At 52.6% G+C, this 18,059-nt stretch carries 12 protein-coding genes, 1 tRNA gene and 1 other annotated feature; of the genes, 1 reads left to right on the plus strand and 12 read right to left on the minus strand.

The genetic code is table 11. The annotated features are described in order from the left end of the window. Positions 1-8: 8 nt before the first annotated feature. The 9 genes from CGC65_RS17660 to pheS form a co-directional block, all read right to left on the minus strand. On the minus strand, positions 9-1,784 hold the full coding sequence (locus CGC65_RS17660; RefSeq protein ID WP_002564706.1) for a S8 family peptidase: 1,776 nt from the start codon (positions 1,782-1,784) through the stop codon (positions 9-11). A 33-nt stretch (positions 1,785-1,817) separates the two neighbouring features. Continuing rightward, the gene (locus CGC65_RS17665; protein WP_002564707.1) at positions 1,818-3,146 is read right to left on the minus strand and encodes a sodium-dependent transporter; all 1,329 of its coding nucleotides are present in this window, start codon (positions 3,144-3,146) and stop codon (positions 1,818-1,820) included. Continuing rightward, positions 3,143-4,438, minus strand: coding sequence for a Na+/H+ antiporter NhaC family protein (locus tag CGC65_RS17670; protein WP_002564708.1), 1,296 nt, complete (start codon positions 4,436-4,438; stop codon positions 3,143-3,145). Before CGC65_RS17670 ends, CGC65_RS17665 begins: the two co-directional genes overlap by 4 nt. 118 nt (positions 4,439-4,556) lie before the next feature. Then, the gene (locus CGC65_RS17675) at positions 4,557-5,477 is read right to left on the minus strand and encodes a SufB/SufD family protein (protein WP_002564709.1); all 921 of its coding nucleotides are present in this window, start codon (positions 5,475-5,477) and stop codon (positions 4,557-4,559) included. A 17-nt stretch (positions 5,478-5,494) separates the two neighbouring features. Then, positions 5,495-6,232 (minus strand): ABC transporter ATP-binding protein, encoded by a 738-nt coding sequence (locus CGC65_RS17680; RefSeq protein WP_002564710.1) that lies wholly within the window; start codon positions 6,230-6,232, stop codon positions 5,495-5,497. Between the two features lie 215 nt (positions 6,233-6,447). Beyond that, positions 6,448-6,531 (minus strand) — tRNA-Leu (locus CGC65_RS17685). Positions 6,532-6,576: 45 nt separating this feature from the next. Further along, positions 6,577-10,554: a diguanylate cyclase domain-containing protein gene (locus tag CGC65_RS17690; protein WP_002564711.1), complete on the minus strand. Its 3,978-nt coding sequence runs from the start codon at positions 10,552-10,554 to the stop codon at positions 6,577-6,579. A 192-nt stretch (positions 10,555-10,746) separates the two neighbouring features. Further along, on the minus strand, positions 10,747-13,179 hold the full coding sequence (gene pheT, locus CGC65_RS17695) for a phenylalanine--tRNA ligase subunit beta (protein WP_002564712.1): 2,433 nt from the start codon (positions 13,177-13,179) through the stop codon (positions 10,747-10,749). A gap of 48 nt (positions 13,180-13,227) precedes the next feature. Next, a complete protein-coding gene (gene pheS, locus CGC65_RS17700; RefSeq protein ID WP_002564713.1) occupies positions 13,228-14,247 on the minus strand; it encodes a phenylalanine--tRNA ligase subunit alpha in 1,020 nt (339 codons plus the stop codon). A 150-nt stretch (positions 14,248-14,397) separates the two neighbouring features. Next, positions 14,398-14,669, minus strand: a binding site (T-box leader). 162 nt (positions 14,670-14,831) lie between these two features. On the opposite strand from pheS, the gene CGC65_RS17705 reads away from it, so the two are divergent. Then, a complete protein-coding gene (locus CGC65_RS17705) occupies positions 14,832-15,815 on the plus strand; it encodes a DNA-3-methyladenine glycosylase family protein (RefSeq protein ID WP_002564714.1) in 984 nt (327 codons plus the stop codon). Positions 15,816-15,821: 6 nt separating this feature from the next. On the opposite strand, the gene CGC65_RS17710 is transcribed toward CGC65_RS17705, so the two are convergent. The 3 genes from CGC65_RS17710 to CGC65_RS17720 are packed head-to-tail and all read right to left on the minus strand — an operon-like array spanning position 15,822 to position 17,978. After that, a complete protein-coding gene (locus CGC65_RS17710) occupies positions 15,822-16,433 on the minus strand; it encodes a biotin transporter BioY (RefSeq protein ID WP_002564715.1) in 612 nt (203 codons plus the stop codon). Between the two features lie 45 nt (positions 16,434-16,478). Beyond that, the gene (locus CGC65_RS31565; RefSeq protein WP_002564716.1) at positions 16,479-17,069 is read right to left on the minus strand and encodes a hypothetical protein; all 591 of its coding nucleotides are present in this window, start codon (positions 17,067-17,069) and stop codon (positions 16,479-16,481) included. 24 nt (positions 17,070-17,093) lie between these two features. Beyond that, positions 17,094-17,978, minus strand: coding sequence for an SDR family oxidoreductase (locus tag CGC65_RS17720; RefSeq protein WP_002564717.1), 885 nt, complete (start codon positions 17,976-17,978; stop codon positions 17,094-17,096). Positions 17,979-18,059 lie beyond the last annotated feature (81 nt).

Consider the following 18,059-nt stretch of genomic DNA (forward strand, 5'->3'; position numbering starts at 1 on the left):
CATAAATTCTAACTATTTCCTAGAGGCAGACTGTCCCTCACACAAAGGGTTCCATACCCCAGCCTCTCATTGGGCCACACATCATACCCCGGCAGGTGCCTGGCCCCTCTGGTAAAATACGCCTTTACCTTCTCGCCGTAAAGAAAGGGATCGTTTCCCTGCAATATTCCCCACTGCATCAGCAGGGCTGCGCTGCCTGTGACAAAGGGGGCTGCAAAGGAGGTTCCCGTCACTGCCTCGTATCCGCCTCCCCGCCTGGCTGTGACAATATCCACCCCGGGAGCTGCCAGATCCGGTTTTACCTGGCCTGTCTGGCGTGTGAAACCGCGGCCGGAAAAATCCGCGTAAGCGCGGTAAGAGTCATCGTAAGCTCCCACGGATATCACATTGGCAGCCGTGGAGGGAATGGTCAGGGTGGTCTCCGGAACCGGCCTTAAAAAGCGGGTGGACGGGTTTAAAATCCCCCTGGACGGCAGCCACATATCGTACCGACCGGTCACAATCCGCTCCGGCGTCAGACGGAAGGTCCAGATACCGCTGTCCAGATAATCCCTCACAGGCAGAAAGTCAAAATATACCTCCTGGGCCCTGCTGAAGGGACTGGGCTTGCCGTAATAAATCAGGATCTGCGTTCCCCCGTATCGCAGGGTCTGGGGACCCAGCCGGCTGTCGATGGGCCCGATAATCTCCCCTGACGGCGTAACCAGGCGGATGGAAAACTGGTCCACATAGGACTTCCACAGCTGTACTCCCATCCCTGTCTCATAAGGCGCAATGGACAGCTGCGCATTTTCCTCCTGTCCCATAACCAGGCTTCCTGCCCTGTGTCCGGCCCCGGTTCCCTCGTTGCCCGTGCCGGCCACGATGACATTCCTCCCAATGCCTGACATGTCATTGATGAAGGTTTCCAGCAGACTGGTCCCGTCATGGGAGCCGTAGGTATTTCCAAAGCTTATGTTCACAGCCAGGGGCCGGTTCATATCCTGTGCCCGCCGGACCACCAGGTCCAGGGCCTTCATCAGCTGGGTGGTACGCGGAAAGCTGTCCGTCAGGGGTGTCCCCAGCTTTACCACCATAAGTTCGCTCTCATAGGCAACACCGCGGTAAACACCGTTTCCCTCCCTGCCGTTGCCGGCTGCAATGGCAGCCACCGCTGTCCCGTGTCCGCTGGGGTCTGTGGAAGGCACCAGGGCCAGGGCCGATGTCCGGCTTCCGGTTTCCAGGGCGGCGTTGATCTCCTCCCTGGTATAAATCCGGTCCCTGTCCTGGTCTGCCAGCAGCCCGATGCGGGTGGTTCCGTCGGGATTTCTGAAATCCGGATGAAAGTAGTCAATGCCTGAGTCAATGACAGCCACCAGCACGCCCTTTCCCGTGAGACCGGATTCCAGGCTGCTTATGACGCCGGCCCCCGCTCCCCCTGTACCCGCGCCTCCGGCCCCTGCCCCGCTGCTGGTCTGAATCGTGCTTAGACAGGAGGCTGCCCTTGCCATGTTGCTGGCAAAGAACAGCCTCTTTGGTTTCTCGATGTATACAATTTGCTCCATGGCGCTGACCTGTTCTATCCGGCTCTCCGGCACCACCAGAACCGCATATCCGGCTGCCAGCTCATCCACCCGGATGCCTTCATCACGAAGGGATTCGAGTGAGCCGTTGTACCTGACTATAAGCTCCCAGGTCTTTTCCCCGGGGTCATACCCCACATTCAGGTTTACTGATTTCAGCCGTTCCTCCTCCGTGGCATCCAGGGCCAGGTTCAGCAGATTTTCCCGTTTCTGATTATCCATATGGGCGCACCTCCTCTACCCATATGTGTATTCCTATCCCCGCACAATAGAATAAATACTGGCAAATCCCGTCAATGTAACTGCCGCCACCAGAATCGGGGTGAGAAAACGGATACAGAATATCCACAGCTTTTTAAGCCTGAAGGTGACGCCGTTTTTCTCCACCTCGTCCACCAGATACCGGGGATTCCATTTCCAGCCGATAAAATAGCACATGGCCAGGCCGCCAAATGGAAGGAGGATGTTGTCTGTCACCATTCCCACAAAGTCAAAGACGCTGTAATTGAGGATAGTCACATTCCCCAGGGTGCCGAAGGACAGGGCGCTGGGAACTCCTGTCAGGAAAATCAGGAGTCCCAGGATGACCGTAGCCTTTTTCCTGGTCCACTTAAGGCTGTCCACTGCAAAGGATACCACCACCTCTAACAGGGCAATGGCGCTGGTCACAGCAGCAAACAGCACCAGAGCAAAAAACAGGATTGCAAAGACCGACCCTCCTTTAATGGAGGCAAACACCTTTGGCAGGGTGCCGAATATAAGCCCCGGTCCCTGTCCCGGCTCCAGCCCAAAGGAAAACACTGCCGGAAAGATGGCGATACCTGCCATCACTGCAATGATGGTATCCAGTCCCGCCACGCTGGCACAGCTTCTGGGTATATTTTCCTTATCTCCCAGATAACTTCCGTAGGTGATGGTAATTCCCATACAGAGGCTCAGCGAATAAAATACCTGTCCCAGTGCTGCGCTGACCGCCTTCATATTAAAGGCTGCGCTGCTGGGAATAAAGATGAATTTAAGACCCAGAACCGCATCCGGCAGGGTCACGCTTCTCACGATAATTACAATCAGCAGCACAAAAAGCAGGGGCATCATGATCCTGCTGACATTCTCGATACCGCTGATACCGTGATAACAGACAGCCGTTGTCATAAAGAGGAACAGGAAATGCCAGAACACCGGCTCCGCCGGCGCGCTGATAAATGCCTCAAAATCCTCCGGTGCGTGGAAGGTGGTTCCATAGCTTACAATATACTTGATGATCCAGCCTCCAATGACACTGTAGTAGGACAGAATCAGAAATGCCGCAGCCACTCCGAATACTCCAGCAATCCTGGCATTGGGGTGGATATCCCCGTATGCCTGCACGGGATCGTGGCGTGTCTTTCTGCCCAGCGACATCTCCAGCATCATAACTGGTACACCCAGAATGCAGATAAAGAATAAATATACCACCAGGAAGGACGCCCCGCCGTTTCGTCCCATGAGGTAAGGAAACTTCCACAGGTTTCCCAGTCCTATGGCAGCCCCTGCGGTTGCCATGATAAATCCAAGTTTACTCGCCCATTGATTCTTAGTCTTCATACCAGTACCTTTCCGTGTCTCTTTTTAATGAATATGAATAACAGTCCGCTGACTCCCATGAGGATGGGATAAAAGCAGTAGGGAATGATTTCAAAGGGAGTCAGGCCTGTCAGGCTGGCTGCCGCCAGAAGCTGGGCCCCGTAGGGAATCAATCCCTGTCCCATGGAGCTGAACATGTCCAAAAGGGACGCGGAGCGCCTGGGTGTCACGCCGAAGTCATCGCTGATCTCCTTTGCGATGGGACCAGCCATGACGATGGCCACCGTGTTATTGGCCGTACACATGTCTACCAGCAGAGCCAGGGCAGCGATTCCAAGCTCTCCTCCCCGTTCCCCGTTAATTCTCTTTTTGATGAAGGAAAGAATGAAGGCAATCCCTCCGTACTCCTTTACCAGGGCAACGATGCAGGCCACAATCACGGATATCACTGTGATATCATACATCCCCGTGATTCCCGCTCCCACATGGGTGAACATTTCCCCCACCCCAAAGGCACCTGTGGCCACTCCGGCTATCAGGCTCAGCACAGTACCGGTCATGAGAACCAGAAATACGTTCACACCTGCCAGGGCACCTGCAAGCACCACCATATAAGGCACCACCCGCAGCAGGCTGTAGTCCAGGCTGCCCTGTATGTGGAATGAAGCGTCCTTTCCCAGAACCAGAAACAAAAGGATTGTGACAATAGCTGCCGGCAATACGATGAGAAAGTTCTCTCTGAACTTATCCTTCATCTCGCAGCCCTGTGTCTTTACCGCAGCTATGGTTGTGTCGGATATCATGGACAGGTTGTCCCCGAACATGGCGCCTCCCACCACGGCGCCTGCGCAGACCGCCATGGAAAACCCGGTTTTCTGGCTGATTCCCACCGCAATGGGTGCCAGGGCCGTGATGGTACCCACCGAGGTTCCCATGGATATGGATATGAAACACCCAATGAGAAACAGTCCTGCCACAGCCACGTTGGAGGGCAGGATGGACAGCCCCAGATTGACCGTGGAATCCACGCCTCCGGCAGCCTTCACAGCGCCTGTAAAGGCGCCTGCTGCCAGAAATATAAGACACATGGTGATGATGTTTTCATCCCCCACGCCTTGTGCGGCCAGCTTAATCTTTTCCGCAAAGCCCAGCTCCCTGTTCTGCACAAAGGCAGCCAGAAGCGCAATCAAAAAGGCCACAATGGCCGGCATACTGTAAAAATCCCCGGTAATGAACCCGGATCCCAAAAAAATCAGCAGAAATATCAGAATAGGAAGAAGGGCCGCTGCCCTTCCCTCACGATTTTCCCCCATGTTTTTGTCCCCCTGTATCAAATGCTGGCGTATCTCCCGTATCATATCCCCCGGTACATACGCAAGCTGCGGCCTGTTGGGCCGCAGCAGCTTTATCCTTGTTCAATTGTTCCATATACTATTTTAAGAAGCCGTTGACAATCTGGGCTTCCGCCTCTTCCTCTGTAAGACCCAGGGTCATGAGCTTCACGATCTGCTCTCCTGCAATCTTGCCTATGGCAGCCTCATGAATCAGGGCCGCGTCAATGTTGTTGGCTATCAGTCCCGGAATGGCAAAAATCTTGGCATCGTCCATGATGATAGCGTCACATTCCGTGTGGCCGCTGCACTTTGCATTGCCCACGATCTTGGAATTGAAGGTCTGCTTCGATGTATCCTTGGCAACGGAGCGTGACACCACATCCGCGCTGGAATCCTCTCCGTTCAGATTCACAATGTAAGTACTCTCCGCATTCTGGCTGCCGTGGGTCAGCAGACGTTCCCTCACTATCAGCTTGGCTCCCGCGGCCAGCTCTGCACAGTTGGTCCTGTTGGTGGAATCCACTCCCTCAATCTGGACCATCTCCATCTCCATGTAGCTGTTTTCCTCCATGTAGACTTCCGTGCCCGGATTCAGGATACGCTTTCCGTTGCCGTCGCCCTCCCCGTAATGCTTCTCCACATATTTTACTTTGGCATTCTTTCCCACAAAGAAACGGTGGATTCCGTCATGCTCCGAATCCTGGTCTCCGCAGTTATGAATACCGCAGCCTGCCACGATGACCACATCCGAGTCCTCACCGATAAAGAAATCGTTATAGACCATCTCCTTTAATCCGCTGGCACTGACCACCACGGGAATGTGTACGCTTTCGTTCCTGGTGCCGGGCTTGATGCGGATGTCAATTCCCGGTTTGTCTGTCTTTGTGGCAATATCTATATTGGCCGTGGTATTGCGGCCGGCTGTCTGGCCGTTGGCCCTTATATTATAGGCCCCTGCCGGAACACCGTGAAGGTCGGCCACTTCCTCTAATATTCTCTCCTGGATGCTGTCTGCCATATCGCTCACTCCTCCCCTCACTGCGCTGTCTCATAAAATTTACTGCAGGCGTCCACTGCGGACGCAGTGCCCATGATCTGGGGCATGATTTCATCCCTGGTGCCCTGGTTCACTACCTTTCCGTCCGCAATCACCACAATCTCATCCGCAATGTTGAGGATCCGCTCCTGATGGGATATGATCAGGATGGAACCGTTGGTGTTCTGCCTCATGCGCTCAAACACCTGAATCAGGTTCTGGAAGCTCCACAGATCAATGCCTGCCTCAGGCTCGTCAAACACGGAAAGCTTGGAAGCCCTGGCAATAACAGTGGCAATCTCGATTCTCTTGAGCTCACCGCCGGACAGGCTGGCGTTGACCTCGCGGTTGATGTAGTCCTTGGCGCAAAGCCCCACCTCTGCCAGGTATTGACAGGCTTCTGATACCGTCAACTTCTTCCTGGCGGCCAGGCGGAGCAAATCAATGACCTGCACGCCCTTAAAGCGGACAGGCTGCTGGAACGCAAAGCTGATTCCCAGGTTGGCCCTGTCTGTAATACTCATATCTGTTATATCCTGCCCGTCAAAGAGGATGCGTCCTCCTGTGGGCCGCTCAATTCCCATGATTAGTTTAGCCGTGGTGGACTTTCCGCCGCCGTTGGGGCCTGTTATGACCACAAACTTACCGTCGTCCACTGTAAAGCTTATATCTTTGATGATACCTATTTCTCCTTTTTCATCATTCACATCAAAGGAGAGATTCTCTAAAGTAAGCATGATGTTCCTTCCTCTCTTCTTTTCTTTCACACACTGTACTGCTTATTTTAAGCCACAACTTACAGTATATACCATTTCCTACTAAATTACTATCAAAACTTTACCTCTTATGGTGGAATTTGTCTGTTGCAAATACATCAGAAACCACCGGATTCCAAAAAAATACCGGGAACGCAAAAACAGGAAGCCATTCAGCTTCCTGTTCCATGAACCAGTGCAGAAGATGGGAGTCGAACCCACAAGGTATTACTACCACACGGACCTGAACCGTGCGCGTCTGCCAATTCCGCCACTTCTGCGTTACGCTGCTCTCGCAAGCAACGTAGGTTATTATAAAGGATGATTTATGATTTGTCAATCACTTTTCGGCAAAATTTTTCAAAAAATACATTCATTGGAAGCGGCCGGGAAAAATAGTAACCCTGGCCCAGCTCACATCCCATCTCCCGGAGCATCTTAAGCTCCTGGGCGGTCTCGATTCCCTCGCACAGAGAAATGAAGCCCATTTTGTTGGTCATCTGGATGAGCTGGCCCAGAAACTCCCGTCCTCTTCCTGTCTTGGTACAGGACTGGACAAAGCCGCAGTCCAGCTTAATCACATCCGTGGGAATGTCGGCCATCATGTTCATAATGGAATACCCTGACCCAAAATCATCTATGGACGTGATGAACCCTTCCTCCTGGAGGGTCTTCATCACATGGAAGGTTCGGGCGGAATCACTGAGAAAGGCAGTCTCTGTCAATTCAAATTCCAGGTATTTGTGGTCCAGGCCGCAGGCCCGGGTAATCTCCAGGATTTGAGGTATGAGCTGCTCTGACGCAATGTCCACGCTTGAAAGATTGACAGATATGGGAAGGGGCTCCCCTCCCTGTTCCATCCACTGGCTCAGCTGGCTACAGACCGTCCCGAACACATAGGTATCCACCTGGGTGATAAAACCATTTTTTTCAAACAGCGGGATGAAATCCCCCGGCGGAACGATTCTTCCGTCCTCATGCTGCCAGCGCACCAGGGCCTCTGCACCGACGATCCCCAAACCATCCAGTCCCACCTTGGGCTGTAGATAGACCTTGAACTCACCGTGTTTCAGCGCGTACTCCATGCGGTTTATGATTTCATTTTCCCGGTAACTGCTGTCAAAGGGGCCGTCATTGAATACCACGGAGGTGGATCGGATAATATAGTCCACTGATTTCCTGGCAATAGTGGCCCTGTCCACCGCGGTCTCTATCTCCCGGCAGTCCTTTTCAATAAAATAGATGCCGGAACGGATCATCAGATTTATATTGGAGTAAATTTCATTCTCCATCCGGCAGAATTCATTGTTCAGGCCCTGGACCATATTCACAAAATCATTGCGGTCCATCCCGCACACCCCGAAGCTTAAGAACTGGTCCGCACTGACACGGGTATAGCAGTTGGTCTCCAGACCGTTCTGGGTCAGCATGTCCCCGAACATGCGCAGGATATTATCTCCCTGGGTATAACCAATGGCCTCGTTAATGAATTTAAATCCCTTGATATCACTGGCCACCAGCACATACTCTTCTTTGCCTTCATCCATCAGCATCTGGCATGATTCCTTAAACCGGTCATACCTCATAAGCCCCGTAAGCGCATCGTGATTCCGGTAATACTCCGCCTCCTGTTTTGCTTCAATCAGCATGGATGTATTCTTGATGCCGGAGGCGACGATACGGGCCATCTCAGAAACAGCCTCACACTCAGCACGGCTCCACTCACGTTCCGTTTCCGTGTTCACCAGAAGTATCATGCCGCTGTACCTGCCCTCTATAAATATACCTGCAGACAGCATGGTATGGGCCCCTGCCCTGTCCAGAATCCGCTTCAGCCCCGCATTGTATGACTCGTACTCCCTGCGCCTCAGGACCGCAATCCCGTTCCCGTCATAGAGATGGTAGAAGATGTAAAACTCCTCCCTCCGGAAGCTGTCCGTAGGATCATACAATAAAGCGGTCCTGTCATCCACCCACTGATAAGCGGATTGTTTCCCATGGCCTCCCTCTCCGTTCATGTAGAGAACAATCCGGTTCAGGCGGAACCGGTTGCCCACAAATCCCATCAGGATATGGATTGCCTCGTCAACGGTGGCGGATTTCTCAAACACCTCCAGGGCCACGGCCGTAGTGGTCTTGTCATCCAGGCTGCTCTGCTCCCGGCGTTTTGCCTCCCTGGCCTGTTTCAGATAATCATAGGAAATGCTGCCATTCTCCTTGTCCTCCACCGCTTCGTAGAAAAGGATTCCTCCCTTTCCGGATTTCTTAACCTGCAAAAGGGCCTGATTTGCCTTTACAATGATATCGGAAAAGTTCCTCTCTCCCTCACCAGCCAGGCGAACGCCCATACTGCAGCTGATCCGCTCTTTTTTGCTGCCCGTATCCGACAGTATTCCGCCTATCTCCTTCTGAATGGTTCTGCCCGCCGCAGACGCGTCTTCCCTGTTGGTATTCTTTAAAAGCACAAGAAACTCATCCCCGCCGAAGCGGGCAATCAAATCACCTTCCCGGCAGGCCTGCTTCAGGCTGTTGGCAACATTCATGAGAACCACATTGCCAAAAAGCTTTCCCTTCTCCTCATTGATTCTTTTAAAATCATCCATGTCCAGGATAAACAGGGCCGTGGTGTAGGGCGCTGGTCCCGTTTCAAGGTATTGCTCCGTCTGCTCCTGGAATGCCCCTGCCGTCAGCAGATTGGTCAGGGCATCGAAGGCTCCCTTGCTGCTGCCTCTTACCTTTCCAGACGTCTCCTCCAGCACGTTCTCCAGTGTTGCAAGCCTTTGCTCCAGTATTCTATGGGCCCTGTCCTTTGTCAGGAAAATTCCTATAACCCTGGCCACATAGGTCAGCACCTCAATCTGTTCCCTGCTCCACTGCCGGTTTTCCCGGCACTCGTCAAAGCCCACAAAGCCCACCATCTGACCGGAGTCATAGATGCCGCACTGCAGCAGGGAACGGACCCCCTGAGGCTCTAATACCTCCCTCTGGTTCCTGGGAAGGTGGTCGATATCCATGCAAAAGAATACGCCGTCCTCCCCAAAATTCTCCCTGTATCCATACGCGCTCCACTCATATGACATATGCTGCAGCTTATCCTTCTGGGGTTCTATGCCTTCATTACACCATTCAAAGGTATTATCCATAGCCAGCCCGTCCAGGCAGTCCTCAAAAATATAAGCCCTGCTCACATTAAACTGGAGTCCGATAATTTTAAGGATGGTGTTGATGGCCTCCCGCAGGTCCGTTGATTCATATAATGCTTTGAACACATAGTGGATTACCTTGTTTGCTACAAAATAACGGCCATTTTCAGAATCTATCATAGTGCCGTCCGTAAATCTTCCCAGAGCATGTTTTCCGCTGTCCGCAGGCCTTAGGGATGGATCGTAAACAACGCAGCGGCCCTTACCCCAGTTTTTTCCTGCATAGAGAGCCATATCCGCTTTCAGGAACAGCTGCTCGTATGTGCTGCCGTCCGCCGGATACACAGCTGCCCCGATGCTGCAGCTCAGCTTGCTTCCGCTCTTTTTCACAGAAGGAAGGCTGGCAATGTCTTCTATGAGCTGCCTCCCGCGTTTCATAATTTCTTCCCTGCCTGAAAGCTGTTTTGAAAATACCAGGAACTCGTCACCGCCAATCCTTCCCACCATATCCTGGCTGTCAAAAACGCCGGCAATGCACCTGGCTGCCTCTGTCAGTACGCTGTCTCCAAAGAGATGGCCTTTGGTGTCGTTAATCTCCTTAAAATTATCCAGATCAATGACCATCAGTGTTCCGTCCGGCGCTTTGTCCCCATCCTGCATATACCGGTTGACAGACTGTACGGCAGCATCCCTGTTAAACAGTCCTGTCAGCGAATCCCGCATGGACTTTTCCCAGTACTCCTGCTTCTGGTTCTGAGCCTCTGTGTCATCTATCATCACGGCATGGACCCAGTTATTTCCCCTTTCGTCCTCCACAACGCGGCCGCGGAAGTCCACCCAACAGATGCCTCCGTTCCTGGATCGGATTCTGAACTGGGCCTTTATAATTTCCTTACCCTGATGCAGCTGCTCCAGCACCTCATCCAGAACCCTGGCATGATCCCTGACATCCAGCATTCCCTTCAGAGTCCCTCCGGTCAATTCTTCCAGTTCTTTTGTGTCCGTGCAGCCAAAAAGACTCAGAAGTTCATGGTTAACTATGTCCAGCCTTCTGTCTTCGCCCGCGCAGCAACGGAAAAAACCTGCCGGCATGGAATCATTCAGCAAGATAATCTGTTCATTCATATATATGATGTCCATCCTTTGTCTCTCTGTCTTCATACACTCCGCGCCCCTGCTTGTGCGCGTTAAAGGTATATGCCTTGATTATACTTCACTTTCCGGGGACTTACAATATAAAGAAACACCATAAAACTTACAACCATAAAACTCAGCAAAAAACAACTGCCGGCAGGTCCAATTCATCCTGCCGGCAGTCATTCGCACATACACGATTCAATTATATCAGCTGTCTTAAGCCCTGAGCTCGATTCCCAGCCCGCCAAGTCCGTTGAGTATCTTGTTCATCACAGATGTGACTTCCTTTTCCTCCAGGGTGTGGTCCTTGGCCCGGAAGGTAATGGAATATGCCACCGACTTGTGGCCTGCCAGTACCTGGGCTCCCTCGTACACATCAAAGAGCTTGTAGCTTTCCAGGACCTTTCCTCCCCTCTGCTCAATCACATCCTCAATCTGTCCCACCAGGATATCCTTTGGCACCACCATACTGATGTCCCTGGTCACAGCCGGGAACCTGGCTATACCGGTATACTTGCGGTCAAAGGTGGTGAAATCCATGATGGACGGCATATCAATGACGGCAATGTAAGCCCTGTCGCCAATCTTATAGTTATCAGCCACATCCGGATGTACCTCGCCCAGGAAGCCTACTACTGCGCCGTCATACAGGATGTCGGCCTTTCTTCCGGGATGAAGGTAAGGATGCTCTGCACTCGGATCATAATGGGGCTTTTTATGCATTCCGGCCTTTTCAAAGAATTCTTCCACCACGCCCTTCATGGTAAAGAAATCGCCGTCCCCGTACATTCCCAGGGTGAACTGCATACGCTCGTCAGGAAGCTCTGTGAGAGGCAGTGACTTGGGACGGTACACATTGGCCAGCTCGTACAGGCGCACGTCCTTGTTGCGGCGGTTATAGTTGGTTGACAGGGAGGTCAGCATGCCGTTTAAGGAAGTGGTGCGCATGACGCTGAAATCCTCTCCCAGGGGATTGGAAATCTCCACTGTTTTCCTCAGAGCGCTGTCCTCAGGAATCAGCATTCTGTCAAATACCTTGGGGCTTTCAAAGGAATAGGTCATGCCCTGGGAAAATCCGCAGAACTCTGCTATCTCCCTGGCCACCTCCTCTATCTGAAGCTTGTAGGAAAGCTTTCCTGTGGTAGCTTCGCCGGAAGGCAGTGTGGTGGGGATCTTGTCATAGCCGTAGAACCTGGCCACTTCCTCAGCCAAATCAGCCATGCGCTCCAGGTCCTGGCGCCAGGTAGGAGCAATCACCTCTTTTGTCTCAGGGTCATAGTCCAGTTCAATGGTCTTAAAGTAGGAAAGCATGGTCTCCTCAGGAATGTCCGTGCCTAAAAGCCTGTTTATCTTAACAGCGTCAAAGGGGATCCGCTTACTGGTCCTCTTCTCAGGATAGAGGTCGATGATGCCGCCCACAACCTCTCCAGCCCCCAGCTCCTCAATGAGCTGGCAGGCCCTGTTTACCGCTTCCTCCGCTGTGTTGGGGTCCAGCCCCTTCTCGTATTTTCCGGAAGCATCCGTGCGCAGTCCCACCTTCTTGGCAGACAGACGGATATTGGTGCCGTTGAAGCAGGCTGACTCAAATACCATGGTCTGTACATTATCCGTGATTTTGGAATTCTCTCCGCCCATGATGCCTGCGATTCCCACTTCCTTTTCCCCGTCATTGATCATGAGGATGGTGGAATCCAGCTTTCTCTCCTGTCCGTCCAGGGTCTGGAATACATCCCCGTCCTTAGCGCATTTCACCACGATTTCGCGGCCTGCCAGCTGGTCGTAGTCAAAGGCGTGCATGGGCTGTCCGTACTCTTCCATGACATAGTTGGTGATGTCCACAATATTGTTGATGGGACGGATGCCGTTTCCCGCCAAACGGCGCTGCATCCACTGGGGAGAAGGCGCAAGCTTTATATTTTTAACCATCCTGGCGCAGTAACGGGGACACAGCTCGCTGTTCTCCACCCGCACATTCAGATAGTCGTGGATGTCCTCGCCGTTGCCTGTTGGTGTGACCACCGGGGCATGGAATGCCTTGCCAAAGGTGGCCGCGGCCTCTCTGGCTATGCCAATCACACTGTAGCAGTCCACACGGTTGGATGTAATTTCATATTCGAACACCACGTCCCGCAGTCCCATGATTTCCACTGCGTCGGATCCGGGCACGCTGTCCCCCGGAAGGATGTAGATACCGCTCTCCGGGGCATCCGGGTACATATCCCTGCTGGCTCCCAGTTCCTCCACGGAACACATCATGCCGCAGGACTCCACGCCTCTTAGCTTGCCCTGCTTAATCCTGATTCCTTCCTCAGGAAGGGCGCCTCCGTCGTGGCCTCCCGCCACGCGGCCTCCGTCCAGCACCACAGGCACCTTCTCACCTATGGATTTCTCCGTGATATTGGGGGCGCCTGTGACAATCTGCACCGGCTCTTCCGCTCCCACGTTGACCTGGCATACCACCAGTTTATCTGCATCCGGATGGCCCTTGACCTCAAGAATCTCTCCGACAACGATTTTTTCCAGGTTCTTATCCAGACATGTATAACCTTCTACCTTTGTTCCTGTGAGCGTCATGGCATCCGTGTAATCCTGGGCCGTGACATCCAAATCAGGGACATATGCTTTTATCCATGATAATGCTGTGTTCATGTGTTCTCTCTCCTTCTATGCTGTGAATGTTTATCAGGGCGCATGATCTTAGAACTGTTTCAGGAAACGGATATCGTTTTCATACAGCAGACGCATGTCGTCAATTTCATATTTAAGCAAAGCAATACGCTCCAGTCCCACTCCAAATGCGAATCCAGAATACTCATCCGGGTCAATACCGCACATCTCCAGTACATGGGGGTGTACCATACCGCATCCCAGAATCTCTATCCAGCCCGAACCCTTGCAGAACCGGCAGCCCGAACCGCCGCATTTGAAACAGGTCACATCCACCTCGGCGCTGGGCTCGGTAAATGGGAAGTGGTGGGGGCGGAACTTCACCTTTGTCTCAGGCCCGAACAGCTCTCTGGCGAATTCAGCCAGCGTTCCCTTCAGGTCCGCAAAGGTAATATTCCTGTCAATCACAAGGCCCTCAATCTGATGGAAGGAGGGGGAATGGGTGGCATCCACCTCATCGGAACGGAACACGCGGCCCGGCGCAATCATGCGGATGGGAAGCCTGCCCTTCTCCATGGTACGCACCTGTACCGGTGATGTCTGGCTGCGCAGCAGAATGTTTTCATTGATGTAGAAGGTATCCTGCTCGTCCCTGGCCGGGTGGCCCTTGGGAATGTTCAGCTTCTCAAAGTTATACCTGTCATATTCCACCTCAGGACCTTCCACTACCTCATATCCCATTCCCACGAAAATACGCTCCACCTCTTCCAGGGCAATGGTATTCGGATGGCTGTGGCCCACATTGTTCTTCCTGGCCGGAAGGGTGACGTCGATGACCTCCCTTTTTAACTGCTCCTCTCTGGCTTTCCTGGCCAGGGCAGTCTTAGCTTCCTCCAGTCTTCCCTCGATAAGCCCCCTTACATCATTGACCATCTGGCCCACCTTTGGCCGGTCCTCCGGGGCAACATCCTTCATGCTCTTTAACAGGTTCGTCAGTTCTCCCTTCTTACCCAGATAAGATACACGGATGTCATTCAGTCTCTCCAGCGCTTCGGAAGATTCAATCTGCCTTAACGCCTCTTCTTTGATTTTCTCTAACTGCTCTTTCATGGCTTCTCCTTTTCTTTGTAACCAGATAGAATCCTGCTCCCGGGATTGTCCGTCCGCGTCAGGCATTCCTGAAGCTGCAATCCCCGGGGAACATTTTTGCTTCATGGGATCCGCGTTCCAGGAAACAAAAAAGCCCCGTCTCTTCATCACTGAAGGGACGAGACTGTAAACTCGCGGTACCACCCTGCTTCCTGTATCACCCCAGAACCTATAACTGGAGTATACAGACACTTGATGCACGTAACGTGTGCCTGCGTCACAGACTACCGGAATCCTTTCACGGATTGGCGAAAGCATCCTTTTGCCCGTACAGCTCCGGTGGGAATTTCAACCGTCTATCTGAACCCGGGCAGGCTTTCAGCCGGTGGCCTCCCCTCTCTGATGGAAAATAAACGTCTACTATGCACCTTCATCGCTTTTGATTATCAAATCTAACCTACATTCTAGTCACATTTTCTGAAAATGTCAAGCGGAAAGCCAGAAAAACACATTTGACTTTGAAAAAAAGAAGGGGTAAAGTTATATTCAGGGGCCATTTTGTGGCGGTCCTTCCAAAATACATTACAAAAGAAAGGCATACCCATATGATTCATCGTTATGAAACTCCCTGTATGGACCTGCAGCAGATTCATCAGTCCGGCCAATGTTTCCGCATGGTTCCCCTGCCGGAACATACATACCCTTCAGGGACAAAGAACGGCTACCGGCTCATCAGCGGCCTCCGCGTCCTGCGCGCGTGGCAGGACGGCCCTTTCGTCTGCCTGGACTGTCCCCATGAGGACCTTTCCTTCTGGCTGTCCTATCTGGACATGGACCGGGATTACCAGGCTGTCATCGCCTCCATTGACCGGGAAAATACCTACCTGAGGGCAGCTGCCATGAGCGGGACAGGCATACGCATCCTGCGCCAGGACCCATGGGAGATGATCATTACCTTCGTGATCTCCCAGCAAAAGACCATTCCCAACATACGTCAGCTGGTGGAAGCCCTCAGCAGCCGGTACGGCACCCTTCTGGAAGATAGACAGAACCGTGGGAGCGGTGAGGTCCGGGAGAAAGATGAGGTCCGGGAGAAAGAAGGTGCCCGGAGGGAAGGTGCTGCCCTGGAAGAAAGTCTCCCGCCGGCCTTCTCCTTTCCTGCCCCCAGCCAGCTCTGTCTTGCTTCCCTGGAAGATTTAATGGGGCTTAAGCTGGGCTACCGGGCCAAGTACATCCACAGGCTCTGCCAGGACGCGGTTTCAGGCAGGCTGGACCTTTCCCATCTGGCTGCCCTTAACTATGAGGAAGCCATGGAATATCTCACCGGATTTTACGGAATCGGAAAAAAGGTAGCCAACTGTGTGTGTCTTTTCGGCCTCCACCACATAGACGCGTTTCCGGTAGATACATGGATCGAAAAAATCCTGATGGAGCAGTATTTTGACAGAAAAAAATACCGCCGCATCCCCAAAAACCGTCTCTGCGAAACAATCGTAGAAGATGTGTTCGGGCGATACAGCGGCTGTGCCGGCATCATGCAGCAATATATTTTTTATTACGAGCGCAGCGTCAGGCAGGGAAGGGAATGAGCTGTGTCACTCCATAAGCCGCCCCATAGACGGGCGCAGGCGTCCGGCCACCGTCACTGCAAGAATGCAGAGTATATAATCCGGAATCATGGTGGGCAGGCAGTATACCGCAAAGATGGCGCCCCATCCCACTGTGTCGGGAGTCACCACCACAAAGTGGGTGATGAAGTAAAAGTAAAGGATTCCCATTCCGTAATAAATCACATACCCCACCGTGGCGCTAAACAGGCAGGCCCCGGGCTTTGAGGCGTGCATCCACTCCACTATCTTACCCATCACATAGGCTGCCAGAGCAAATCCCAGCAGAAACCCAAAAGTGGGGCGAATCAGATAAGAAGGTCCTCCGCCCCGCGCAAATACAGGAATTCCCACCAGTCCAATCAGCAGATAGGTGGACACACTGAGGAAGGCTCTTCTGGAGCCAAGCAAAAGGCCTGCCAGAAGCACAAAGAACCACTGAAGGGTAAAATTCATGGTGTCCGCTCCCACCGGTATGACAATCTTAATAAAGGCCCCCACTGCTGTCAACGCCGTAAACAGCCCGCATACCGTCAGGTCCCTTGCAATTCCGTGCCGCTGCACCATTGTACGGCTTCCTGTGCTGCTTCCCTGTCTCATTCACTCCACTCCTTCTGTCTCATCAAAATCTGCCTGCCGGACAAATCACATCATGCCCAGCTCAAATATCTTCCATCGCTCCCGCAGCCCTGCTTCCCTGCCCACCGCAAAATCCCTGGTGAACGCTCCGTCCCCCCACTGAGGGGCCTTCTGCAGGGCCTTGGGAGACCATTTCTGCGAAAAAGAGACCCGTACCACCTTATACTCCTCATATCCGTAGGAGGCCGCCAGCTGGTCGTAACGGGCTTTCTGGTCCTCATATTCCTCCTGGGACAGGGTTTTAAACCCATGGACAATGTACTCCTGTATATAATATCCGTCTTTAAAATCCCGGTCCTCCTGTTCAAAATTCAGGGCTTCCAGCTGATCTTGCGGAAACAGCCTGCTGCACATGTCGAACTGGCCCAGACCCTTATACTTATAAAACCAGGCAGCTGTCATCTGAGGCATGTCCGCGGGCATGGATTCAAATTTAACATGCCTGGGAAGCAAATCGTCCTGCACCGTATATTCACTTACCAGCTTTTCTCCGCCCTTTGCCTTGTTGGCTGCAGCCACCCCGAACATGATGGCCAGACAAAGCAGTGTCAGACCGCAGATTCTGACGGCCTGGGGCGATATGTTGCGTCTGTTCATATTATGCAATCCTTTCATAGCCTTTTAACAGCTGGCCCGGGACATTTCCCTGTGTTCCATACAGCACTTGCGTATTCCCTCGGAAGTATTAAAGAACCGTATTCCATAGGATTTTATCTTGTCCGTATCCATGGTCAGATTTCTGGGACAGGAGGCAAACCTCTCATCATTGCGTTTTAATATACCGCCGGAATCGCTTCCTGCTAATTCCCTGAGGAACAGCCTGGCCGTGTCAAAGGTGTTGTACCGGTTCTCACTTCCAAAGTTATAAACACCTCCGGGAAGCCCCATGGCCTCCTCCAGATGGCGCACCACTTCCCACACATAGGTGATTCCCCTGTAATCATGGACAGGAAACTCCACCTCCCGCCTATCCTTTAACGCGTCCGCCAGCTTCTGCAACAGCCCCTGGCCCGCCGCTCTTCCCCTGGACGGAGCGTCATACATCCAAGTAAGCCTGAGGGCCACTGCATCCGGCAGGTATGTGAGCATGGCTTCCTCCGCCCGTTTCTTGTCTCTTCCATACACATTTCCCGGCTTTCCCTCGCTGCCCTCACGGTTGGGCTCCATGGAATGGGATGTGTTGTAAATCTGGTCGGAACTGGTAAATATCATACGGCTGCCGGCGTTCCTGCATGCCTTGGCCAGGTTGATGGTTCCCCTTACATTGACCTTCTCTGAGAGGACCGGATTTCTTTCACATGTACCTGTGTTTGAAATTGCCGCACAGTGCAGGACATAATCCGGCCGGATAGCCTTTATAAAGGCGGAAACCGCCACAAAATCCTCAATATCCAGTTCCCTGTGCGTCACCCCCACTGCCTCATATCCGTCCCTGTTACTATAATATTCACAAATCCGGGAACCGAGAAATCCCCCGGCCCCTGTTATCAATAAGCGTCTGTTCATTCTGTTTTTATGCCTTTCTACAGATATGATAACATTATAGCCCACTAATTCTTACAATTCTTTACGGATTTCTTAATATTT

This window comes from Enterocloster bolteae, assembly GCF_002234575.2.
In the GTDB taxonomy this organism is placed as follows: Bacteria; Bacillota; Clostridia; order Lachnospirales; family Lachnospiraceae; genus Enterocloster; species Enterocloster bolteae.

Excerpts from the sequence above, each read along its gene's own strand:
- CGC65_RS17710 (WP_002564715.1), bottom strand. The coding sequence starts at position 16,433 with ATGAGACAGGGAAGCAGCACAGGAAGCCGTACAATGGTGCAGCGGCAC.
- CGC65_RS17675 (WP_002564709.1), bottom strand. The coding sequence starts at position 5,477 with ATGGCAGACAGCATCCAGGAGAGAATATTAGAGGAAGTGGCCGACCTT.
- pheS (WP_002564713.1), bottom strand. The coding sequence starts at position 14,247 with ATGAAAGAGCAGTTAGAGAAAATCAAAGAAGAGGCGTTAAGGCAGATT.
- CGC65_RS17660 (WP_002564706.1), bottom strand. The coding sequence starts at position 1,784 with ATGGATAATCAGAAACGGGAAAATCTGCTGAACCTGGCCCTGGATGCC.
- CGC65_RS17680 (WP_002564710.1), bottom strand. The coding sequence starts at position 6,232 with ATGCTTACTTTAGAGAATCTCTCCTTTGATGTGAATGATGAAAAAGGA.
- CGC65_RS17665 (WP_002564707.1), bottom strand. The coding sequence starts at position 3,146 with ATGAAGACTAAGAATCAATGGGCGAGTAAACTTGGATTTATCATGGCA.
- CGC65_RS31565 (WP_002564716.1), bottom strand. The coding sequence starts at position 17,069 with ATGAACAGACGCAACATATCGCCCCAGGCCGTCAGAATCTGCGGTCTG.
- pheT (WP_002564712.1), bottom strand. The coding sequence starts at position 13,179 with ATGAACACAGCATTATCATGGATAAAAGCATATGTCCCTGATTTGGAT.
- CGC65_RS17705 (WP_002564714.1), top strand. The coding sequence starts at position 14,832 with ATGATTCATCGTTATGAAACTCCCTGTATGGACCTGCAGCAGATTCAT.
- CGC65_RS17690 (WP_002564711.1), bottom strand. The coding sequence starts at position 10,554 with ATGAAGACAGAGAGACAAAGGATGGACATCATATATATGAATGAACAG.
- CGC65_RS17720 (WP_002564717.1), bottom strand. The coding sequence starts at position 17,978 with ATGAACAGACGCTTATTGATAACAGGGGCCGGGGGATTTCTCGGTTCC.
- CGC65_RS17670 (WP_002564708.1), bottom strand. The coding sequence starts at position 4,438 with ATGGGGGAAAATCGTGAGGGAAGGGCAGCGGCCCTTCTTCCTATTCTG.